We start from the raw sequence: 20,825 nt of genomic DNA, 5'->3' as shown, positions 1-20,825 counted from the left end.
GACTGATCCCGAACCGCCGGCACAACTCCCGCCGGTTCGCCCCTTCCTGCAACGCAAGCCGCACAAACTCCCGTCGCTGATCCATCACCGACACCTCGTTCCAGGGCATGGAAGGCCTCCCGAATCGACCATTCCAGCCCAGTTTGAAGTGTCAGCTATGTCTCCGAACACCTGTCAGTGATCTGTCCGGTCTAAACACCAAGCCGGGCGATGACAGCAGTGGGTTTGGCGGCAATGGGGCCTACCCAAAATACCTCGCCAAAATCCCGCGATACACCTTGGTCAGCTGCTCCAGATCCCTGACCGGCACGCGTTCGTCGACCTGGTGCATGGTCTGGCCGACCAGGCCGAATTCGATCACCGGGCAATAGCTCGAGATGAAGCGCGCGTCCGAGGTGCCGCCTGACGTCGACAGCTCTGGCTTGCGGCCCGTCACTTCCTCGATCGCGGACACCGCGAGTTCGGTGAACGGGCCGGGCTTGGTCACGAACACGTTCGAGTTCGAGGGCTCCCAGACGATGCGGGCGCGAATGCGGTTGCCGCAGGCTTTTGTCAGCCGCGTCTCGACCAGCTCGCGCAGGCTCGCCTGAGTGTGGTTGTCGTTGTAGCGGATGTTGAATTTTGCGCGCGCTTGTCCCGGGATGACGTTGTTGGCGGTGTTGCCGACGTCGACCGAGGTGAATTCGAGGTTGGAGGCCTGGAACTGCGTGCTGCCATGGTCGAGCGGCTCGTCCGAGATGGCCACGATCAGCCGCGCGATATCAGGCACCGGATTGGCGGCGCAGTGCGGATAGGCGACGTGACCCTGCACGCCGTCGACATACAGCGTGCCGGATTGCGAGCCGCGGCGGCCGACCTTGATGGTGTCGCCGAGGGTCTCGACATTGGAGGGCTCGCCCAGCACACAATGATCGAATTTCTCGCCGCGCTCGGCCGCCCATTGCAGCAGCTTGATGGTGCCGTTGATGGAGACGTCTTCCTCGTCGCCGGTGATCAGAAAGGAAATCGAACCTTTGCCGTCGCGCGGCTTGCCGTCGTTCGCGGCGAGATGCTCCAGCACCGCGGCGACCGAGCAGGCGATGCCGCCCTTCATGTCGACCGCGCCGCGGCCGTGCAGAAAGCCGTCCTTCACCTCGCCGGAGAACGCGCCGACGCTCCAGGCGCTCTCGTCGCCAGGCGGCACCACGTCGGTGTGGCCGGCAAAGGTGATGTGCGGCCCGTCAGTGCCGATCCGCGCATAGAGATTGTCGACGTCGGCGGTGCCGGGCTCGCTGAAGGTCACGCGGTGGCACCTGAAGCCCGCCGCATTGAGGGCCTGTTCGAGCACGCCCAGCGCCCCGGCATCGGCCGGAGTTACCGAGGGGCAGCGGATGAGATCGCGGGCAATCGAGAGAGCATCGGTCATGCGCCCCGCTTAACATGCATGCCGCCGGGTGGGCTAGCACTGGGCGGCACAAATTCGATCTCACCCTGCTGGTCCCAGCTTTTCGCCAGCGGCGAGGCGGGCGCGGAGCCATCTTCAACGTCGGCCAACGGATCGGGGCCGAACCGGTTGTCGCCCGAGGTGCCGGGCACAATGAACATTTCCACGAGGCCCCAAAACCACAGAATGTGCACGGCCCAGGCGACGGCAAGAACCCAGTTTGAATTGGTGGGCAGCAGGTCCGAGAACTGGTCGAACAACGCAGGCACGACGAAGAACGGAACCAGCCACCAGCCGCTCCGGTCGCGATCGTGCAGCCGCTTGGTCACGGTTGCGAGATAGATCCACAGGAATAGCAAAGTGCCGAACACTTTGAGGATGAGGGTCGCCCGATCGGCCGTAGCCAGCTGACGATAGGCCCTGGGATCGACCACGTCGAAGATGTCGTCGACACCGAAATCGAAGTCGACTTTGAAGTTGAAGGCGAAAGTTGCCGCCCCGTTCAGCACCTTGATGGCCTGGTCGATCATCCCGAGCATGCAGGCCAGCATCATGACGATCAGCAGCGCCTGCCACAGCAGCGCGCGGTTGATGCGGCCGTCGAAGCGGAAGAGATACCAGATCCAGTCCATACCAAAGGCTCCGGGCGGGAAAGGTCGCCCGGATGTTGGTCGCGATGGGGGGAGGGCGGGTTCGATGGACCCTCGGTGTCGTACGGCAGCTGGTGCCGCGAATCAATCCCGCAGCAGCTCGTTGATGCTGGTTTTGGAGCGCGTGCGCTCGTCGACGCGCTTGACGATGACGGCGCAGGCGGTGCTCGGGCCGATCTGGCCGTTCTTCATGGGCTTGCCGGGCAGCGCGCCGGGAACGACGACCGAATATTCCGGCACCTCGCCGATGAAGATCTCGCCGGTCTCGCGATCGACGATCTTGGTCGACGCCCCCAGGAACACGCCCATCGACAGCACCGCGCCCTTGCGCACGATCACGCCCTCGGCGACCTCGGAGCGCGCGCCGATAAAGCAATCGTCCTCGATGATCACGGGCTCGGCCTGCAGCGGCTCGAGCACGCCGCCGATGCCGACGCCGCCGGAGATGTGCACGCGCTTGCCGATCTGCGCGCAGGAGCCGACGGTCGACCAGGTGTCGATCATGGTGGATTCATCGACGTAGGCGCCGAGATTGACGAAGGACGGCATCAGCACGACGTTGCGGGCGATGAAGGCGGAGCGGCGCACGATGGAGCCGGGGACGGCACGGAAACCGGCATCGCGAAAGCGGTTCTCGCCCCAGCCGTCGAACTTCGAGGGCACCTTGTCCCACCAGGCCGCCTTGCCGGGGCCGCCGGAAATGGCGCCCATGTCGTTGAGGCGGAACGAGAGCAGCACCGCCTTCTTCAGCCATTGATTGACCTTCCACTTGCCGTCGGCCCCGCGCTCGGCAACGCGGGCCTCACCCTTGTCCAGAATCTCCAGCGCGTGATCCACGGCCTCGCGGACCTCGCCCCTGGTCGAGGTCGAGACGCCGTCGCGCGCCTCGAAGGCGCCGTTGATGGTGGATTCGAGGACGGACAGGGACATTTGGCGATCCTTGAGCAGCATTTGCGGGGAATTTGGATCGCTTTTTCGGGACTTGGAGCGAGAGAGTCAAGAACGCAGTCGGCCATGTCCCGGCGCGTTCGGACGCGCCCGGGACATGGCCGGCGGCTATTTTGATGTGCCCGCGAGATCGATGCCGTTCACGATACCCTCGCAGAGGCCGGCGAGCTCATTTCCGAGTTCGGTCAATGCCGGTGAACGGTAGCGCGCGAAGGCCATAGCCGGATCAAGCCATCGCAGTTCGGCTTGACCGTCTGGAAAGCCGATCACGGCGAACTTCAGGGGGGCCTCGAGCAGCGCCGCGCTATCGGCGGTCAGCAGCCGCGACATCAGGCGTGGGTGGAAAAACAGGACCTGACGCGCGGGGCCGATGGCGAAGCCGCCACGACTGAGCAGCATTTGCGGGTCGATCTCGTGCAGGATCCAGAGGTCTGCCGCAATGATTCCCTGCTTCAAGCGGGTGACCACCTCTTCGACGGTCAACGAAGAGGTGACCGACCGTTGAAACGAGCTTGCGGCCGAACCGCATCCGGAGAAGGCCACAGGTTGCGGTGTTTGCGTCATCGGATCAGCCTTCGCCCGGCTTCGGTGCCCGGCTCGCATCGAACGCTTCGAGCGTCCGTGCCGAGTAGACCAACGACGCCCCCGCACCGATCGCAATCGCCACGCCGAGGGCCTCGGCGAGCTCCTCACGGCTCGCGCCGAAACGTGCGGCGGCGGCGGCGTGAACCGCAATACACCCGTCGCAGCGGGCGGTCACGGCCGCCGCCAGCGCGATCAACTCGCGCGTCTTTCCGTCCAGCTTTCCTGTCTGGGGGCCAGCCGCGCCAAGTTCGCGATAGCCCTTCAGCGTCGCCGGGCTTAGGGCACCAATGTCGCCGATCCGCGCCAGCAAGTCGCTCCGATAGGCGCTCCAATCCATCATCATTGTCTCTCTCCTCGAACGGCGGGTTGTTGCCGAGCTCGAGAGATAGACGTGCGGTCTCGCGGGAGCCATCAGCTATGGGCGTATGGCCGCTATACAGCTTGCCGAAGCGTCAGGCGAATTGACGGAATTCTCCCGCGATGAAGTCCACCACGGCGCGAACCCGCCGGACCTTGCCGGTGTCGCGATGAAATCCCAGCCACAGCTCGCGGCTCGGGACGGGCGCCGGCGTCTTGATCGAACGAAGCGCGGGATAGGCCGAGGCCAGCCGAGTCGGCAAGCAAACCAGCCCCGCGCCGGCGGCGGCCGCAGCGGCCTGACCATCGCGGCTATTGCTGCAGAATCCAACATGTGCCTGCGGCAAATAGCGACGCAGCCACTTCGTCTCCGCAACGCTTTCGGCGAGCGCCGCGTTCATTGTAATGAGCGCAGCGTCGGCGCCACCGTCCGAAAAATCGGGCGGTCCCTTTGCCTTGAGATAGGCAGCAGCAGCATAAAGCTGGAACGGAATGCTGCCGATCTTCCGCTGCATCAGTCCGTCCTGCTGGAAGCGCCCGAAGCGTAGGGCGACATCTATCTCCCGCCACGTGAGGCTCAGGGCCTCGGCGTCAGTAACCAGCTCGACGGTGACGGTCGGATGCGCCGCGCAGAACTTCGCCAGCAAAGGCGAGAGGATCCGTGCCCCGAGCCATTCGGGCGAGGTCACGCGCACCGTTCCGGTCAGTCCAGCGCTGCTGCCGACTGCGATCCGCTGCGCCGCCAGTGCTGCGTCCTCCATCCTCTCGGCATAATCGAGAATCTGCCGTCCGGTGTCGGAGAGCCGAAGGCCGGACGGAAGGCGGTCGAACAGGATCGCACCGAGCTTGCTTTCGAACAGTTCGAGGCGCCGGCTCATTGTCGGTTGCGTGGTGCCCAGCTTTCGTGCGGCACCCGAGAGGCTTTTTTCGCGAGCCAGGTGCAGGAAGTAGCGCAGGTCTTCCCATTCGATCGCAGCCAAGTCTGTCGGCTTCTGAGGCACGGTCGCTCCTGCGTTGCTGCGGGGGTCAGCCGATCGCGAGCGACTGCAGAAACCCAGTCAGATCGTCGGTGACGTGGTCGACATGGGCCGCATCACGGCCCGCCAGTTCCCAATCTTCACGCACCAGTTGCTTGGTGCCGTCCGGCACCACGAGTATCGTGGTCATGCCGAGCTCGTGCGGAACGGTGAGGTTGCGGGCGAGGTCCTCGAACATCGCTGCGCGGGTCGGATCGACCGAATGGTCGGCGAGAAACTTCCGGTAGGTCTGTGGCGCCGGCTTCGGCTCGAATTCGGCGGCGATGATGTCGAACACGCCGTCGAAATGCGTGGCAAAGCCGAGTCGCGCCAGCACCGCATCGACATGATCGACCGAGCCGTTGGTCAGGATCAGCTTTCGTCCCGGCAGTTTTGCAATGGCCTCGCCCAGGGCCGGGTTCGGCTCCAGCGGGGAATGGTCGATCTTGTGGACATAGGCGAGATAGTCGTCGGCGCGTACACCATGCAGGGTCATCATGCCACGCATGGTGGTGCCGAAGCGCTGGTAATAATCCTTCTGGATCTTGCGCGCTTCCACCGGTGTCAGATTGAGCCAGTTGCAAACGAACTCGGTGATCCGCGCATCGACCTGCTGCCACAGATTGACGTGGTGCGGATAGAGCGTGTTGTCGAGGTCGAACACCCAGGTGTCGATATGGGCAAAGGCGCGGGAGGAGGTCATTTTCACTCTCTATCCGTTGACCGCGGCGGCGCCCCACCCTCAATCGTCGTCCTGGCGAAAGCCAGGACCCATACGCCGTGACCGATCATTGGGACACTGCGGTCGTCGTTCTTCGCCAAATCCAATCCTGGGGTAATGGGTCCTGGCTTTCGCCAGGACGACAGCGGCGTGCGTGGCACCGGTACCATCACAACAGCACCCGTCACGGCATTGCAAACCGCAGCGTCTTGCCGCCGCTCGACATGTCCACCGCGCTAAAGCCCGTGGCCGCGAAACCGCGCGCGCCGCAGTCGGTCTGCTCGTTGGTCTCGAACTTGGTCTCGCGCGTGCAAAGCTGCTTGTCGCCGCCCCAGTTCAGCGGCTTGTCCTTCAGCTTGACGATTCGGTTATCGGCGTCGATGGCTTCCGCGAAGCTGAATATCTGCTTCGGCTGGCCGCTCACATCAGGGTGCAGGCAGGTCTTGGGGTCGATGCGATACCAGCCACGGCTCGTCACCGATTTGCCGTCGTCGGTGGCGACCGCCGCCATCACCTTGTGCGCGGTGTCGTTGCACCAGGTGAGGCCTGTCGCAGACGGCGTCTGCACGGCATCGACCATGGTCTTGAAGAAGTTCGGCGACGACAGGATGTCGGACGACAATCCGCGGCTCTTCAGGAAAGCGGCCAGCGCGCCTTGCGTCTTCGGCCCGTCGACGCCGTCGATCGGCGCGGCGTCGTAACCTGCGATCACCAAAAGCCGCTGGATGCCGGCCAGGCGGGCCTGGTCGTCGTCATACTCGGAGTCCTCGGCGAGATAGGCGACGAAATTGCCGTCCGCGCCTTGGGTCGGGGTGATCTGGGTGAAGGCGGCTTGGGTCTGGCCGCTGCGGCACTGCCGCGCTGCCGCGATGACGAAATTGTCCTGCGCGACGCACAGCGTGTCGCTGCCGTTCTGCGGGATCGGGGATGCGCCGTAGACGCCGAGCGCGCGGGCGTTGAGCAGGATGCGGTCGGCGGAGAGCGTGCCCTGCACCACCACGCGGCAGGTGGCGGGGTCGATCCTGAACCAGCCGCGCGTCGCGGTCGCCGCCTTGTCGTCGATGCCGATCGCGGCCTCGACGACATAGGACATGCGGTTGCAGATTTTCAGGTCGGCGAAGGCCGGTGCGGAGGAGAACACGAACGAGATGGCTGCGGCAGGGAGCGTCATCAGGAAGCGCGTCAGGACGGAGCGGCGAGGCCGCCGCTCTCCCAGCACTGTTCCTGTCCGCTCTTCTCTCACTTGTGGATCAGCGTGCCCGTGCCGGTGTTAGTGAAGAGCTCGAGCAGCACCGCGTGCTGCATCTTGCCGTCGATGATGACGACGCCCTCCACGCCCTGTTCGAGCGCGTAGATGCAGGTCTCGACCTTCGGGATCATGCCGCCCGATATGGTGCCGTCCGCGATCAGCTTTCGCGCGTCCTTGACCGAGAGCTGCGGGATCAGCTTCTTGGACTTGTCGAGCACGCCCGGCACGTCGGTGAGCAGCAGCAGCCGCTTTGCCTTCAGCGCGCCGGCCACGGCACCTGCGAAAGTGTCGGCGTTGACGTTCAGCGTCTGCCCCTCTTTCGAGGTCGCGAGCGGCGCGAGCACGGGGATCAGCTCGTAGCCGATCAGCTGGTTGAGCAGCGTGAGATCGACTTTCTCGGGATCGCCGACGAAGCCGAGATCGACCGCCTTCTCGATGTGCGAGTCCGGATCCATGATGGTGCGCGTCGTCTTGGACGCCTTCACCATATTGGCGTCCTTGCCAGAGAGCCCCACGGCCTTGCCGCCGGCCTCGTTGATGTAGCCGACGATCTGCTTGTTGACGGAGCCGGCGAGCACCATCTCGACGATCTCGATGGTGGCGGCATCGGTGATGCGCAGGCCGGCTGCGAATTCCGAGACGATGCCGAGGCGCTTGAGCATGGTCGCGATCTGCGGGCCGCCGCCATGCACCACCACCGGATTGATCGCGGTCTGCTCGAGCAGCACGATGTCGCGGGCAAAATTCTTCGCGGTCTCCTCGTCCCCCATGGCATGGCCGCCATACTTGATGACGATGGTTTCCTCGTCATACTGCTGCATGTGCGGCAGCGCTTCGGACAGGATGCGGGCCTGGTCGAGCGGGGAGATTTCGGTCATGAGGCGGATCTCGCTGGCGGGATACTCGGGCCGCGTTCTATCCGATTGGCGGGCGGGGCGCAAAGTGATGTTCTTCCCCTCTCCCCTTGCGGGAGAGGGTGGATCGCCGCGATAGCGGCGAGACGGGTGAGGAGTTCTCTCCGCGCGCGCAATAGTGAGTTCGTGGAGAGAACCCCTCATCCGGCGCTTCGCGCCATCTTCTCCCGCAAGGGGAGAAGGAACAAAGAGCCACTATTTCTTTCCCACCACCGCCGCGAGCGTCACTGCCAGCCAGCTCAAGATCATCACCGATCCACCCGTCGGCGCCGCATATGGAAACAGCGAATGGCCGGCATATTGCCGCAAGGTGAGGTCGCCCGCGAACAGCGCGGCGCCGGCTGCGAAGCCGGACGCGGCGATGATGCCAATTCCGCCGTGCAGAAGGCCGCGCCCGAGCAGGGCGACGGTCGCGAGTATGGCGGTTGCATGAAACAGCAGCATGGCGCTTGCGGCGGCGAGCCGGCTCGCATCGCCGCCATGCGCGGAAGCGGCGGCCAGCGCGACGCCGGCGGCGCCCATCATACCGGCAAGCCCGATCAACAGGCGGAACGCCGCCATTACGAGGTGCGCTCTTCCAGCAGCTTGGCGATCGCGGCGCGCAGCTCGGCCATGCCGGTTGCGCTCCGCGACGAGGTCGCGAGCACGTTCGGGAACGCGGCCGGACGCTTGGCGAGCGCGGCCTCGGTCTCGACGATGCGCGATTGAAGCTCGGCGGCCTTGATCTGGTCGGCCTTGGTCAGAACCAGCTGGTAGCTGACCGCGGAGCGATCGAGTGTCTTCAGGACTTCGAGATCGACGTCCTTGAGGCCGTGCCGCGCGTCGACCAGCACGTAGACGCGCGCGAGGCTCGCGCGTCCGAGCAGGAATTTGTGGATCAGCTCGGTCCAGGACGCGACCTGGCTCTTCGGTGCCTTGGCATAGCCATAGCCGGGCATGTCGACCAGGCGCAGGTCACTTTTCCCGGGGACCTCGAAGAAGATCAGCTCCTGGGTGCGGCCCGGCGTATGCGAGGTGCGCGCGAGCGCGTTGCGGCCGGTCAGCGCGTTGATCAGGCTGGACTTGCCGACATTGGAGCGGCCGGCAAAAGCGATCTCCAGCCCCGCCATCGGCGGCAGCGTTTCAGTCGAGGGCGAGGCCCAGATGAACTGCCAGTCGCGCGTGAACAGCTTTCGCCCGACCTCGATCAGCTTCGCATCTTTGTCGTCGGTCATGCGAAGGCTTTCTGTTTGTCCGCGTCATTGCGAGCGAAGCGAAGTAATCCAAAAATGCATCCGCGAAGGGACTCTGGATTGCTTCGTCGCTTTGCCTCGCAATGACGACCGCTACGTCGCCTTCTTCGCGAACGTCGCCTTGAGATTGTCAAACAGCTCCACCTTCACGCCGTTGCGGCGCATGATGAAGCTCTGCTGAAGCACCGAGAGCGTGTTGTTCCAGGCCCAGTAGATCACGAGGCCCGCCGGGAAGCCCGCCAGCATGAAGGTGAAGATCAGCGGCATCCAGTTGAAGATCATCTGCTGCGTCGGATCCGGCGGCGTCGGATTCAGCTTCATCTGGAACCACATCGTGATGCCCATGATGATCGGCCAGATGCCGAGCGCGAGGTAGTGGCCGAACACGGGAATGGTGGTCGGATCGAACGGGATCAGCCCGAACAGAGTGAACAGGTTGGTCGGGTCCGGCGCGGAAAGATCCTTGATCCAGCCGAAGAACGGCGCGTGCCGCATCTCGATGGTGACGAACAGCACCTTGTACAGCGAGAAGAACACCGGGATCTGGATCACCACGGGAAGACAGCCGGCGACCGGATTGATCTTCTCCTTGCGGTAGATCTCCATCATCTCCTGCTGCTGCTTCACCTTGTCGTCAGGGTAGCGCTCCTTCAGCGCCTGAAGCTGCGGTTGGACCGACTTCATCTTCGCCATCGAGGCGTAGGACTTGTTCGCCAGCGGGAAGAACAGGAGCTTCACGATCACGGTCACGAGCAGGATCGAGATGCCGAAATTGCCGAAGAATCGGTAGAAGAAGTCGAGGCCGAGGAACATCGGCTTGGTGATGAAGTAGAACCAGCCCCAGTCGATCAACAGATCGAAATGGTTGAGGCCGAGTTCCTTGTTGTAGCCGCCATGGCCGGCGAGCGGGAAGTTGATGCCGACAACGCTGGCTTCCTTGGCGCCGGCGAACAGCCGCGCGTTCGCGGTCGCGGAGCCGCCGATCGCGACGGTGACCGGATCGAGCAGATAATCGGTCTGGTAGGTGTGGACGTTGCCACTCGGATTCGACGAGAAGCGCGCCTGAATCTGCGCACTGGTGTCCGGCAGCAGCGCCGAGGCCCAGTATTTGTCGGTCATGCCGAGCCAGCCATTGGTGGCCTTGAAGTTCACCGTCCTGGCTTCGTCGATTTTCTTGTAGGCGTATTCCTGCAAGCCATCGAGATAGCCGATCAGGCCTTCATGCAGGATGTAGTAGCCGGAGACCTGCGGCGTGCCGTGGCGCGAGATCAGTGCGAACGGATAGAGCGTGACCGGCGCGTTGCCGACATTGCTCACCTCGTCCTTGACGGTAAAGAGGTAGTGGTCGTCGACCGAGATGGTGCGACGGAAGTTGAGGCCCTCGCCATTGTCCCATTTCAGCAGCACCGGGGTCGTCGGCGTCAGGCTGCCGCTGCCGTCCTGCTGCCAGACGGTCTGCGCGTCCGGCAGTTTCGCCGTCACGCCCGTCGCCGGTACCCAGCCGAACTCGGCGTAATACGGCTCCGCGGTCCCCGAGGGCGAATACAGAATAATCGGCGGTGACTTCGGATCGACCGTTTCGCGGAATTGCACCAGCGCGACATCGTCGATGCGTCCGCCCTTCAGCGAGATGCTGCCGGCGATCCGCGGCGTCTCGATCTTCACGCGCGGGCTGGCAGCAATGGCGGTGTCACGGCTTTGAACCGGCTGGGCTTGCTGGTTCGCGCTCGGCGTCGACGGCTGGGCCGTGCTGCCGGCCTGCGGCGTGGCGCCCGGCGTAGCGGAAGCCGTCGGCTGCGGCGTGGTCTTCTGCAGCTCGGCCTGCGCCTGTTGCTGGGCGCGCTGCTTCTCCATCGCCGGCATGTTGTAGAAATATTGCCAGGCGATCAGCACGAAGCCCGACAGAATGACGGCGAGGATGGTATTGCGGTTGTCGGTCATCATTCTCTCGTCATCAATCCGGTTTGCGGCTGGTCGCAGGAGCGGGGCCGGGCTTTAAGCCGTCGGTTGTTGGGCTGCTTTTTGAGCCGCGTCCCTTGTGCGTATGCCGCGCGGGCTTCGCGAACGCTATGCGCAGATCGTCGAGCATGGTGGCGAAGCCGCGCGAGAGCGCGTCCCTTCGGCCGACCAGCACATAATCATGATGGGGCTGCATCGACACCGGATCGAGCCGCTTCACCAGTTCGCGAAGCCGGCGCCGGATGCGATTGCGCTCGGGGGCGTTGCCGTTCTTTTTGGTGACGGTGAAGCCGATCCGGATCGGGCCGCTATCGTCGCGACCGCGGCTTTGCAGGACGAACGCGGGGCTATTCACCCGCGCGCCATTGGCAACGGCGAGGAAATCCGCTCGCTGCCTCAGCCGATCCATGATGAAATCCCAAAAAGGGGGTCCGGCTCAGGCGCTCAGACGCTTGCGGCCGCGAGCGCGGCGGGCGGCGAGCACCTTTCGGCCGCCGGCCGTGGCGAGACGGGCACGGAAGCCGTGACGGCGCTTGCGCACCAGTTTGCTGGGTTGATAAGTCCGCTTCACGGGTTTTTCTCCGCTGACCGGGCAATTTGCCTGTAGAATTGATGATAAAGTCCGGAAGATGCTGCCCAAAACGGGCCTTTTTCGGCCCCAAGAGAGCCGCTCCCGGCGGTCACACCGGGTCATCGCGGACAATTGCGCGGCTTATAAGCGAGCGCCTTCTTTTCGTCAACGCCGCACAAGAGCTCAATTCCGGCGAATATCGCTGTTTGTGCGGGGTTTTTAACCCTTGAGGTAGCGACTCGCCAAATCTGCGCTTACATCCGACCTTGGGAGATTGACGATCTGTAATTTGACCGCGCTGGGGGCGGGCCGCATCTTCATACGCGCCAAACCCTTCACCAGCCAAATCTTCAACCCGGTAAAGGCAGCGAGGGCGAATTTCGTGGCAGCGACAGACCTCCAGCCGATCCAGGATGGGGATCAGCGGGACCCGCCGGCGGCGCTGCCGCGTGGGACGCGCGGACTTGGGCTGTCCGGCAAGCTGCTGCTGCTCACCGTCCCCCTGGTGATGATCGCGGCCATCCTGCTCTACGTGCCGGCCATCGCCAACTTCTGGGTCAACCGGCTCAACGACCGCGTCGCCGCGGCCAACACGGCAGCGCTGGTGCTCGATGCGGCGCCGCTCGGCATGGTCCCCGATTCGCTCTCGCGCGAGATCCTGAAAAGCATCAATGCGCGCGCCGTCGCCATCAAGATGGGCCAGCAGCGTCGCCTGCTCGCCAGCGACAATCTGCCCGCCGCCATCGAGCACGATATCGACCTGCGCGACATGACGGCGTGGGAGGCGATCACCGGCTCGTTCCGGATGATGCTGGAGACCGGCAACCAGGCCATCCGGATCGTCGGGCCCGGCGTCGGCAACGCCCAGTTCATGGAGATCGTCACCGACGAGCTGCCGCTGCGGCAGTCGATGTACCGATTCTCCCGCAACGTCGTGGTGGTCGCGCTGATCATCGCGGTGCTGACCGCCGGCCTCGTCTATCTCGCCATGCATTATCTCTTCGTGCGCCCGATGCGGCGGCTGACCGCGAGCCTGGTCGGCTTCCACGAAAATCCCGAGAGTTCAGCGGGGATCATCGTGCCGAGCCAGCGCAGCGACGAGATCGGCGTTGCCGAGCGCGAATTATCGGACATGCAGCGCGACCTGATGTCGATGCTGCATCAGAAGAGCCGGCTCGCCGCCCTCGGCCTCGCCGTCTCCAAGATCAATCACGACCTGCGCAATCTGCTGGCCTCGGCACAACTCTTGTCGGACCAGCTCGCCAGCGTGCCGGATCCGCGGGTGCAGCGCTTTGCGCCAAAACTCGTCCGCTCGCTCGAGCGCGCCATCGCCTTCTGTCAGTCGACCTTGTCTTACGGCCGCGCCCAGGAAGCCGCGCCCGACCGGCGCATGATCATGATCGAGCCGGTGGTGCTTGAGGTGCGCGAGACCGCTGGCCTTGCCTCCGACGCCTCGATCTCCTGGGTCGCCGCAATCGAGCGCGGGCTCGCGGTCGATGCCGATCCCGACCAGCTCTTCCGCGTGCTGCTCAACCTCGTCCGCAACGCCGCCCAGGCGCTGGAAAGCCATGCGTCCGCCGAGGGCGGCGCGCAGCAGATCCGGATCACGGGAAAACGCGAGGGCGCGGTCGCCATCATCGAGGTCTCCGATACCGGCCCTGGCGTGCCGCAGAAGACCCGCGAACACCTGTTCGAGGCATTCCAGACCTCCGGCCGCCCCGGCGGCAGCGGCCTTGGCCTTGCCATCGCCGCCGAGCTGGTCCGCGCCCATGGCGGCGACATCCATCTGGTCGAAGGCACCATCGGTGCCACCTTCCGGATCGTCATCCCCGACCGCCCCGTGGAACTGCTCTCCGTCCGCAACGAGCGGGCGCGGGCGTAGGCCGGCCGGCGGCTGAGTGCGGAAACCGTCATTTCCCAGCAAAATCACCTCAATCCGGACCTTGCCAATTGGGGCAAGAGCGGTTAGTCAGGGCGCTCTTTCGCACCCCTCCGGCGTCGCCGGGGGCTGCCTGCGGGCCACGCCCGCAATGTCAGCGAAAAACGCGCCCGTAGCTCAGCTGGATAGAGCATCAGACTACGAATCTGAGGGTCGGACGTTCGAATCGTTCCGGGCGCGCCATTTTCGAATACGCGATCGACGCCGATTTGCCGCATCCATTCGTTTCGTCCGCAGGCGGCGCACCCGTTTCGGCGCGATGACAATCAATTGCACTGTTCGGGATTCTGCGTACCGCCGACAAAGCCCGCTTTAGCGCCGCCCTACATCTTGCGCCGCCGGATCCGAACCAAGCCCCTTGCTCGTCAGCAAACGGTTGAACTGATCGGCGGAAAAAAGCTGCCCGTCCGGAGCCCTGATCGACACCACAAAACCATTCACCGCATGCTTGCGGGCCAGGATCACCGCAACGATCGCGCTGTCACGGAAATCCACGGTGCGGCAGTCGTCTTTTACAGCTTCGATGATGAATGTCATTTGGCCTACGACCACCGTTGGCACGCGCCAATTGCGCGCCCGGCCACTCAATCCCGTATCGGTGAAAATGATATTGCCGACAAGCCGGCTATTGACCCGATTGAACCGCAACCATACCCATATTGGGGGAAACAGCAGACCGGTCCTGCCTCACGCGCGGTGCGCCACGGATACATAGAACCGGCTTGTGGGCGTCGGACCGGACATCCGTAGAAGCGGGGACTGGTGATGGTTGGTACGACTGAAGGCGAGGACATCGCGTCGGATTTGATCCGAACCGTCTCCCGCCACTCGTTGGCCTACATGCTGTGCGCAGCCAGCGAAATGTTCCGCCACTACGATTTCGATCCGCTGGACTTGATGATCATTCATGCGGTCCTGAACGCCAACGTTCTCAAGATCATGAAGTCCCCCGAACTCGACCGGCAATTTGGCAGTATCCAGGCGGTGGAGCCGGACAAGATCAAGCAGGGCGTTTCCCGTGCCGCCCTGTCCCGCTTTTTCGGTCTGCCGATCGAAACCGTTCGGCGGCGCGCCGATCGCTTGAAGAAGCAAGGCATTTTCCGCGAGACCGACCAGGGTCTGATCGTAACCGAAGCCAACCAGTTCAAGTTCGGCAATAATCACGAGTTGCAGAGAACCAACATGCTCCTGGTGCGGAAATTCCTCCGTGACCTGACGGAAGCGGGCGTTGAGCTTCCCGGCGGGATTTGATGGACCATTGGCGCTTCCGAATCGGGACCGCACCAGACGGTGCGCCATTCATCATCCGGCTTTCACGCGCTCTTCGGCCGAAAAGCGACGATGGATCCGCTTGGCTCGTCTTCGCGCATTGCCGCCTCGATTGCCTTCGCCAACGCAGCCTGGTCGAATGGCTTTGATAAACGCGGCAGGCTGGATCGTTCGTTGCTGGGAATCTCTGCGTATCCCGTGCTCAGGAGGATGATCGTCCCGGGGCGCTCCGCGGCGACAGCGCCGGCCAGCTGCAGTCCAGTCATCCCAGGCATGGCAAATTGTCCTCCCCTGACGACGCCGAATCATCCTCGGCACCAAGATCGTTTCCGCCTGACAGGGACCGCGCCGATGATCGGCCGCGACATCCGTACCTCGTCAGACGAGAATCAGTTGAGAATAATACCGGCCGCGAGCCTGCACCGCAAAGTGTCAGCAAGTCGGCCGATTCCCGCACAAGATGCATACCGCGCGACCGACCGTGATACGCGAGGGCAACGTCACGCGCTGCTGCGCAGGCAAGGGCGCGGTGCGCTATGAATGGTAAGATCCAGGCACGCTCGGCCGGCGGTGCGAGGTGCAGCACGCAACATCACTTGTAATCTGCTTCACACGCAAATGCGCCCAATGACGCTAGACAAAACAGGTCGCGCCTCCGCGCGGCCTGTTCGGAGCTGGCGATGATGGCTGCACTGGCAAAGGCGATATCCCGCGCGACGAGAACCAACGTTGATGTCGAAACTCTGAAAGTCCTCGTGATCTTTTCGGGCGCGGGCTTGCTGCTCTCTCTCGTGGCCGCAATGATCTACGGGCAGGCTGGCAACGCCGCTTTGTTTTGAGATCCGGCGCGCCGGGTCGTCGAAGTGCGTCGTCTCCTTAACGAACCGTTTATCGAGCTTCGCGGCAGCCGTAACCGCGGGTTAACCATGGATATTTACGGTGCAGCAAGTCTCTAGGCTGTGCCTGTTAGTTGATTTCGAGTCCAACCCCATGGCGTTCGGTAGAAGCGCATCTCCGCGAAGCATCGCCCCGACGGAGCCCGCGGCTTCGTGGGAAGCGCCGCGGGCTGCGGCGGCGACGCCCGACAACACCGCCCCCGCGCTGATCAAGGGATCGCTGACCCTCACCGGCGCGTTCTCTTTCCTGCGTGAGAACGGCCGGCGCATCCTGATGCTGGCGCTGGCACTCTTCGCGCTCGGCGTCGCCGTGCTGATGGTGCTGCCGGTCCGCTATGCCGCGACGGCGCTCGTCGTGGTCGATCCTCGCGAGCTGCGCGTGACCACGGATCAGGACGTGCTGCCTGGCATCGGCCAGGACGCCGCTGCGCTTCAGAGCCAGATCGAGATCGCCAAGTCGGACGGCTTTCTCCGGCCCCTGATCGAGAAGCTCAAGATCGCCGACGACGAGGATATCTCAGGCGGTCATACCGACATGACGCGCCTGCTCGAAAAACTCCGCAGCCGCCTCGATATCTCGCGTCGCGGCCTGACTTACGTCATCGCCATCTCGTTCACCTCGAACAGTGCGGAGCGGGCAGCGTATTATGCCAATGCCATCGCAGAGGCGTTCGTCGCGACCCAGAGCCGCGTGCGCAGCGATGCGACGGACGAGGCGGCCGACTGGCTCAAGGACCGGCTGAAGACGCTCAGCGAGCGCCTGCGCGTCTCGGAAGACGCCGTCGCAGCCTTCCGGCTCGAGCACAAGATCCTCAATGCCGGCAAGGATTCCACCACCCAGCAATTGCGGGTGACCGACCTGAACCAGCAGGTCTCCGCGGCTCGTGCGCGCACCGAGGAAGCCAAGGCGCGTTACGAGCAGGTGCAGCGCGATCTCAAGGCCAATGTCGAAGGTCCGGTGAAGCAGGATCTCCTGAGCATGCTGCGCGCGCAGCGCTCGACCCTGAACGACCAGATCGCACAGAAGAAGGCGGTCTACGGCGACCGCCATCCTGATCTTGCGATCTCCTACAGCCAGTTGGCTGACATCAACAGGCAGATCGAGGTCGAGCGGAAGAAGAACATCGACACCGCGAAGTCCGAATACGAGGCCCAGCTCGAGCAGCAGGCCGCGCTGGAAAAGCAGCTCAAGGCGGTCGAGACGCAGATGCTGGTGGACGGCCAGGCGCTCGTGAAGCTGCAGGAGCTGCAGCGCGATGCCGATGCCAACAAGAACATCTACGAGCAGTTTTTGTCGCGGTTCAAGACGACCAACGAGCAGCGTCAGCTTCAGAGCTCGCAGACCAAGATCGCTTCGCCCGCGATCCCGCCGCTGCGCTCGACGCGTCCGCCGCTCGCCTTGCTGCTCGCCGCGCTCGCGATCGGCTCGCTGCTGACGTCAACCGCTACGGTTGCGGCGATGACGAGCATGTCCGACAAGTCCGATCCTGCCGAGGCTCCGGCTCGAACGCCCGCGCGGGCGGAGGCGAGGGAGACGCCCAAGCGGCAAGCCCAACGTCCGGCTCCGGCCGTGCAGCAACCCGAGGCGATGCCGAACCTTCCGGTCTGGTCCCGCATTCCCGAACTGATGTCGGGAGCTGCGCCCAACACTGTCTGGCAACGACCGATTGCCGCCCCAGCCGAGCTCGATCTCGGCGCTTACCTGCGTCCGCTGCTCGAGCGTATCGATCGTGCCCCGGTGCGTGGCTGCAAGGTCGCCCTCGTGCTGTCGGTCGGCAAGAGCGCCGGCGGCAACACCGTTGCGCGCTCGCTCAACCGCGCGGCCGTCAATCGCGGCATGATGAGCGTGCTGATCCGGCTGCAGCCGGAATTCGCGGGCGCCCAGCCGCCGGTGACCGAATGGCAGGACGGCTCGACCACGGCAGGACTCCAGTCGATCGACGAGCTGCTGAGCGCCGGCAGGAAGGCCGATGCGCGGCCGGAGGACGACATTCGCTCGGAGTTCGACTTGATCATCGTCCATGCGAACAATCTTGCCTTGCAGCCAGATGCGATCGCGCTCGCCGCGCACGCGGACCTGATCATCCCGGTAGTGCGCGCCGGCGAGCTCGGTTCGGCGGCGATGCGACGGGTGACCGCCGCGCTGTCGAAGTACGCCACCGTGCCGACCGGTCTCGTCGTCAATCATGCGCCCGCCGGCTCTGCCGCGCCTCACCCGGACGGCGGTGCGCTTAGCAGGGCGGTTTGACGATGGCGACGCCGTGCCGTCGTCTGCTCCTTGCCACGATCTTGCTATCCACGATCTTGATGCCAACGTCGCTCGCCTCCTCGACATCGGCCGAAACTTGCGTACCTGCCTCGCAGACCGTCGCGCCGGACAGGCTCGCCGCACTGTCGCGCGGGTTCAATGCCGACGGCTGGATCAATGGCGAAAAATCCGCGCCTCCAACTCGCGAATTGCTGCAGCAGCTTCGCAAGGCGGGGATGAGTCATGTCCGCTTGCCGGTGCCGGCCGAGCGCGTGATGCTGCGCTTCGCTTCGAAAGCGGAACGCGATGAGACGCTGCGTGCGCTCGACAAGGCATTGAAGCAGTTCATCTCGCTCGGCTATTCGATCTCCGTCGATCTTCATCCCGGCGATCGTTTCAATCGCCTGCACAAGGACGACGCCGACGCCTCGCTGCGCGAGCTGGAGGATGCGTGGGGCATGCTCGCCCGGGTCATTCAATCGTTGCCGGCCGACCGCGTGTTCGCCGAGCTGCTCAATGAGCCCGACATCGAAGCCGACAGATGGCAAAAGCAGGTCGAAACGCTCGCCGCCTTCGTTCGCCAATTGCTTCCCGCGACCACGCTGATCGTCGGCCCGGTCGACTGGCAACGCGCGGACTCGCTGCCGCGGTTTCGCCCGTTGCCGGATCCAAACGTCGTCTACGCCATCCATTTCTACGATCCCATGGTGTTCACACACCAGGGCCACTGGGACGTGCAGGATCCGCTGCACGACATCACGGATCTGCCTTATCCGATCAGCGCCGGCGATCCCGGGGTTCAGGCGCTCCGCCGGGATTTGCAGGACAGAGGCGCGACGAAGGCGCTCGTCATGCTCGACACGGCGATTGCCGCCGCCAGGGACAAGCCGGATGTCAGCCGGTGGCTCGCGCCCGCGGTCGCGTGGCAGCAGCAATTTTCGCGGCCGATCATCATCAACGAATTTGGCGTTTTGAAAGCCGCAGCGCCCCGGGACAGCCGCGTACGCTGGCTCGCGGCCGTGACCGCATATGCGCGGGCGCATTGCTGGGGCTGGGCGCATTGGGAGCTGGCGCAGGGATTCGGCCTGCTCGAAAACGGGACCGGCAAGCCCGATCCCGACGTCATGCGCGCGCTGTTCGGCGCCGCGAAGCCGGGCCGCCGCTGAAGCCGGTCCGTCATCGTTAACGAATCCTTACGCATCCTGCCGCTATCGTGGCCGCCGCGCTGCGCCAAAGGACGAGTCATGAGTGGCGGGACCTCACCGCATCTTCAAGCCGTGCAGGCGGGCTGTCCCGAGCCTTCGCGTTCGCCTTCACGTTCGCCTTGGCGCGAGCTGATCCCGACGCTCTGCATCGCCATCGCGACCATCGGCTTTGTGCCGGTCCTGCACGGGGCGAGCCCGGTCCTGTCCCTGACCGTCGAAGTTCTCGTCGCCATCGCCATCGTGGTTGCGGCTCCAACCTACGCGCCGGCGATCGCGATCTTCGTCCTCTTCTTCCAGAACCTGTTCGTCTCGATCCTGTCGCCGCTGATTTCGGCGCCGTCCGACCTGGACTTCATCAAAGGCTATAATTTTCTCGTCTGCTCCGTGATGTGGCTGACGACATTTGGGCTCTACGTCGCCGGCCAAAGGAACCGGTCGACTGAGGTCAATCAGATCATGCGCTGGGGCGTCGTGACCCTCGCCGTGGTGTCGTTGTATTTCGCGATCGGCTTCGTCCAGGACGGCCAGGCGGCAACGGTCTATCTGCGCAACATCGTGCTGCCGCTGTTCCTGTTTCAGCTCTCGCTGCTGACGGCCGCGACCTATGAGGTTCGCGCCACGCCATTCCTGGTGACGCTTGGAGTCATTCTGATCCTGTGCGGATACGTCGAGTTTGCGTTTCGGGATTTCTGGCTGGCCGTCACCAACGGCTACACGTTCTGGGGTTTCGATGAGCTCAAGGCGGCCCGCTCCGGCGCTTGGGAAGCCGAGATGCGCGCCACCGGCAACGTGCCGGTCGATCTGAAGGATCGCTTCAGCTTCGACTTTCTCAATACGCCCCTGCTCGAAGGGTTCGGCGTGTCGAAGATCCTCCGCATCCACGGACCGAATATGCACCCGATCAGCTTCGCGTACGGGATCGCGTTTTTCGGGCTTTTCCTGTTTTCGGTAGGGCGTCCGGTTCTGGCCCTCGTGGCGTTGCCGCTGCTGATCGTTTGCAGCGTGAAGGGAGCGCTCATCGTGGTGGTGTTCGTCGCCACGGCCTGGATATCGACCCGTCTGCTCGGCGCCGTGGTGACGCTATGGCTCGGCTTCGTGGCCTTGATCGTGTTTGCAATTGTCGCGATCCGCGTCGGCTTGCAGATCGGCGACTATCACGTCCTCGGCCTCATGGGCGGCTTGAACGGATTTCTCGAAAAGCCGTTTGGCCGCGGCCTGGGCGTCGGCGGAAATCTGTCGGACGATTATTTCTCGATCGACTGGAGCGCCGCGCAGGCCGCCGGAACGACCAACGGCGCCGTCGAGAGTGCGATCGGGGTCCTGCTGTACCAGATGGGCATCGCCGCCCTCGTTCCGCTGGCGTTTCATTTCGCGGTGGCGCTGAAGGCCTGGCGTCTTTATGCGTTCTCCGGATATCTGACGCAGGGGCTCGCGGGCTTCGGCGTCATGGTCGTGCTGCTGAATGGATTGTTTCAGGAAGAGGCCTTGTTCGCGCCGCTGGCGCTGGGGCTCATGCTCTCGCTCACCGGACTGGTCATCGGCAGCCAGATCAGGGCGCAGACGGTCTCCGTTCCGGATGCTGACCCGGAGCGGCTGGCACACTACCAGCCCGCGACGTAGCCTTTAAAAGCCGTAACCTCAAA

At 64.0% G+C, this 20,825-nt stretch carries 21 protein-coding genes and 1 tRNA gene; 7 read left to right on the top strand and 15 right to left on the bottom strand.

The window, feature by feature from the left end; translation table 11 throughout:
- Window positions 1-241: 241 nt before the first annotated feature.
- From dapE to rpmH, 14 genes are all read right to left on the bottom strand, one after another.
- A complete protein-coding gene (gene dapE / locus ACIPUD_RS31900; protein WP_446482237.1) occupies window positions 242-1,405 on the bottom strand; it encodes a succinyl-diaminopimelate desuccinylase in 1,164 nt (387 codons plus the stop codon).
- Complete coding sequence (locus ACIPUD_RS31895) at window positions 1,402-2,055, bottom strand: DUF805 domain-containing protein (RefSeq protein WP_446482236.1); 654 nt, start codon at window positions 2,053-2,055, stop codon at window positions 1,402-1,404. The genes dapE and ACIPUD_RS31895 overlap by 4 nt, the downstream gene beginning before the upstream one ends.
- Before the next feature lie 102 nt (window positions 2,056-2,157).
- Window positions 2,158-3,003 (bottom strand): 2,3,4,5-tetrahydropyridine-2,6-dicarboxylate N-succinyltransferase, encoded by an 846-nt coding sequence (gene dapD, locus ACIPUD_RS31890; RefSeq protein WP_026232441.1) that lies wholly within the window; start codon window positions 3,001-3,003, stop codon window positions 2,158-2,160.
- Between the two features lie 126 nt (window positions 3,004-3,129).
- Window positions 3,130-3,585, bottom strand: a complete 456-nt coding sequence (locus ACIPUD_RS31885) for a DUF302 domain-containing protein (RefSeq protein WP_231189775.1) — start codon at window positions 3,583-3,585, stop codon at window positions 3,130-3,132.
- Between the two features lie 4 nt (window positions 3,586-3,589).
- Window positions 3,590-3,949 (bottom strand): carboxymuconolactone decarboxylase family protein, encoded by a 360-nt coding sequence (locus ACIPUD_RS31880; RefSeq protein WP_018453029.1) that lies wholly within the window; start codon window positions 3,947-3,949, stop codon window positions 3,590-3,592.
- A 109-nt stretch (window positions 3,950-4,058) separates the two neighbouring features.
- Window positions 4,059-4,964 carry a LysR family transcriptional regulator gene (locus tag ACIPUD_RS31875; protein ID WP_018453030.1) on the bottom strand — a complete coding sequence of 302 codons (906 nt, stop codon included), beginning with the start codon at window positions 4,962-4,964 and terminating at the stop codon, window positions 4,059-4,061.
- Between the two features lie 25 nt (window positions 4,965-4,989).
- Complete coding sequence (locus ACIPUD_RS31870; protein ID WP_446482235.1) at window positions 4,990-5,682, bottom strand: pyrimidine 5'-nucleotidase; 693 nt, start codon at window positions 5,680-5,682, stop codon at window positions 4,990-4,992.
- Window positions 5,683-5,884: 202 nt separating this feature from the next.
- Window positions 5,885-6,871, bottom strand: a complete 987-nt coding sequence (locus tag ACIPUD_RS31865) for a DUF1036 domain-containing protein (protein ID WP_446482234.1) — start codon at window positions 6,869-6,871, stop codon at window positions 5,885-5,887.
- Between the two features lie 68 nt (window positions 6,872-6,939).
- A complete protein-coding gene (argB, locus tag ACIPUD_RS31860; protein WP_007597683.1) occupies window positions 6,940-7,827 on the bottom strand; it encodes an acetylglutamate kinase in 888 nt (295 codons plus the stop codon).
- Window positions 7,828-8,058: 231 nt separating this feature from the next.
- Entirely contained in the window at window positions 8,059-8,424 is a 366-nt protein-coding gene (locus ACIPUD_RS31855) for a DUF423 domain-containing protein (protein ID WP_018453033.1), read from the bottom strand.
- Entirely contained in the window at window positions 8,424-9,077 is a 654-nt protein-coding gene (yihA, locus tag ACIPUD_RS31850; protein WP_018453034.1) for a ribosome biogenesis GTP-binding protein YihA/YsxC, read from the bottom strand. The genes ACIPUD_RS31855 and yihA overlap by 1 nt, the downstream gene beginning before the upstream one ends.
- 111 nt (window positions 9,078-9,188) lie before the next feature.
- Complete coding sequence (gene yidC, locus ACIPUD_RS31845) at window positions 9,189-11,036, bottom strand: membrane protein insertase YidC (protein WP_026232445.1); 1,848 nt, start codon at window positions 11,034-11,036, stop codon at window positions 9,189-9,191.
- A gap of 13 nt (window positions 11,037-11,049) precedes the next feature.
- Window positions 11,050-11,463, bottom strand: coding sequence for a ribonuclease P protein component (gene rnpA / locus ACIPUD_RS31840; protein ID WP_018453036.1), 414 nt, complete (start codon window positions 11,461-11,463; stop codon window positions 11,050-11,052).
- Between the two features lie 27 nt (window positions 11,464-11,490).
- Window positions 11,491-11,625, bottom strand: coding sequence for a 50S ribosomal protein L34 (rpmH, locus tag ACIPUD_RS31835; protein ID WP_008542748.1), 135 nt, complete (start codon window positions 11,623-11,625; stop codon window positions 11,491-11,493).
- A 382-nt stretch (window positions 11,626-12,007) separates the two neighbouring features.
- Between rpmH and ACIPUD_RS31830 the strand changes: the two genes are divergently transcribed.
- Window positions 12,008-13,507 carry an ATP-binding protein gene (locus tag ACIPUD_RS31830; protein WP_446482233.1) on the top strand — a complete coding sequence of 500 codons (1,500 nt, stop codon included), beginning with the start codon at window positions 12,008-12,010 and terminating at the stop codon, window positions 13,505-13,507.
- A 163-nt stretch (window positions 13,508-13,670) separates the two neighbouring features.
- Window positions 13,671-13,747, top strand: a tRNA-Arg gene (locus tag ACIPUD_RS31825).
- A 129-nt stretch (window positions 13,748-13,876) separates the two neighbouring features.
- On the opposite strand, the gene ACIPUD_RS31820 is transcribed toward ACIPUD_RS31825, so the two are convergent.
- Window positions 13,877-14,101, bottom strand: coding sequence for a hypothetical protein (locus ACIPUD_RS31820; RefSeq protein ID WP_446482232.1), 225 nt, complete (start codon window positions 14,099-14,101; stop codon window positions 13,877-13,879).
- Window positions 14,102-14,368: 267 nt separating this feature from the next.
- Between ACIPUD_RS31820 and ACIPUD_RS31815 the strand changes: the two genes are divergently transcribed.
- The 5 genes from ACIPUD_RS31815 to ACIPUD_RS31795 all read left to right on the top strand — a co-directional run bounded on the left by ACIPUD_RS31815 (window position 14,369) and on the right by ACIPUD_RS31795 (window position 20,802).
- The gene (locus tag ACIPUD_RS31815; RefSeq protein WP_247820953.1) at window positions 14,369-14,815 is read left to right on the top strand and encodes a hypothetical protein; all 447 of its coding nucleotides are present in this window, start codon (window positions 14,369-14,371) and stop codon (window positions 14,813-14,815) included.
- Between the two features lie 698 nt (window positions 14,816-15,513).
- Window positions 15,514-15,672 carry a hypothetical protein gene (locus ACIPUD_RS31810; protein ID WP_018453041.1) on the top strand — a complete coding sequence of 53 codons (159 nt, stop codon included), beginning with the start codon at window positions 15,514-15,516 and terminating at the stop codon, window positions 15,670-15,672.
- Between the two features lie 151 nt (window positions 15,673-15,823).
- Complete coding sequence (locus tag ACIPUD_RS31805; RefSeq protein WP_446482231.1) at window positions 15,824-17,977, top strand: GumC family protein; 2,154 nt, start codon at window positions 15,824-15,826, stop codon at window positions 17,975-17,977.
- Between the two features lie 2 nt (window positions 17,978-17,979).
- Window positions 17,980-19,143, top strand: coding sequence for a glycoside hydrolase family 5 protein (locus ACIPUD_RS31800; protein WP_446482230.1), 1,164 nt, complete (start codon window positions 17,980-17,982; stop codon window positions 19,141-19,143).
- A gap of 78 nt (window positions 19,144-19,221) precedes the next feature.
- On the top strand, window positions 19,222-20,802 hold the full coding sequence (locus ACIPUD_RS31795) for a hypothetical protein (RefSeq protein WP_018453044.1): 1,581 nt from the start codon (window positions 19,222-19,224) through the stop codon (window positions 20,800-20,802).
- Window positions 20,803-20,825 lie beyond the last annotated feature (23 nt).

This window comes from Bradyrhizobium sp. CAR08 (assembly GCF_052871955.1).
The sequence above is the reverse complement of the archived record's forward strand: the minus strand, read 5'-3'. Positions and strand labels throughout refer to the sequence as shown.

Coding starts and splice junctions, on each gene's coding strand:
- yihA (WP_018453034.1), bottom strand. CDS start 9,077: ATGACCGACGACAAAGATGCGAAGCTGATCGAGGTCGGGCGAAAGCTG.
- ACIPUD_RS31865 (WP_446482234.1), bottom strand. CDS start 6,871: ATGACGCTCCCTGCCGCAGCCATCTCGTTCGTGTTCTCCTCCGCACCG.
- ACIPUD_RS31810 (WP_018453041.1), top strand. CDS start 15,514: ATGATGGCTGCACTGGCAAAGGCGATATCCCGCGCGACGAGAACCAAC.
- dapE (WP_446482237.1), bottom strand. CDS start 1,405: ATGACCGATGCTCTCTCGATTGCCCGCGATCTCATCCGCTGCCCCTCG.
- ACIPUD_RS31880 (WP_018453029.1), bottom strand. CDS start 3,949: ATGATGATGGATTGGAGCGCCTATCGGAGCGACTTGCTGGCGCGGATC.
- yidC (WP_026232445.1), bottom strand. CDS start 11,036: ATGACCGACAACCGCAATACCATCCTCGCCGTCATTCTGTCGGGCTTC.
- ACIPUD_RS31885 (WP_231189775.1), bottom strand. CDS start 3,585: ATGACGCAAACACCGCAACCTGTGGCCTTCTCCGGATGCGGTTCGGCC.
- ACIPUD_RS31855 (WP_018453033.1), bottom strand. CDS start 8,424: ATGGCGGCGTTCCGCCTGTTGATCGGGCTTGCCGGTATGATGGGCGCC.
- ACIPUD_RS31800 (WP_446482230.1), top strand. CDS start 17,980: ATGGCGACGCCGTGCCGTCGTCTGCTCCTTGCCACGATCTTGCTATCC.
- rnpA (WP_018453036.1), bottom strand. CDS start 11,463: ATGGATCGGCTGAGGCAGCGAGCGGATTTCCTCGCCGTTGCCAATGGC.
- ACIPUD_RS31805 (WP_446482231.1), top strand. CDS start 15,824: ATGGCGTTCGGTAGAAGCGCATCTCCGCGAAGCATCGCCCCGACGGAG.
- argB (WP_007597683.1), bottom strand. CDS start 7,827: ATGACCGAAATCTCCCCGCTCGACCAGGCCCGCATCCTGTCCGAAGCG.
- ACIPUD_RS31795 (WP_018453044.1), top strand. CDS start 19,222: ATGAGTGGCGGGACCTCACCGCATCTTCAAGCCGTGCAGGCGGGCTGT.
- ACIPUD_RS31870 (WP_446482235.1), bottom strand. CDS start 5,682: ATGACCTCCTCCCGCGCCTTTGCCCATATCGACACCTGGGTGTTCGAC.
- dapD (WP_026232441.1), bottom strand. CDS start 3,003: ATGTCCCTGTCCGTCCTCGAATCCACCATCAACGGCGCCTTCGAGGCG.
- ACIPUD_RS31895 (WP_446482236.1), bottom strand. CDS start 2,055: ATGGACTGGATCTGGTATCTCTTCCGCTTCGACGGCCGCATCAACCGC.
- ACIPUD_RS31820 (WP_446482232.1), bottom strand. CDS start 14,101: ATGACATTCATCATCGAAGCTGTAAAAGACGACTGCCGCACCGTGGAT.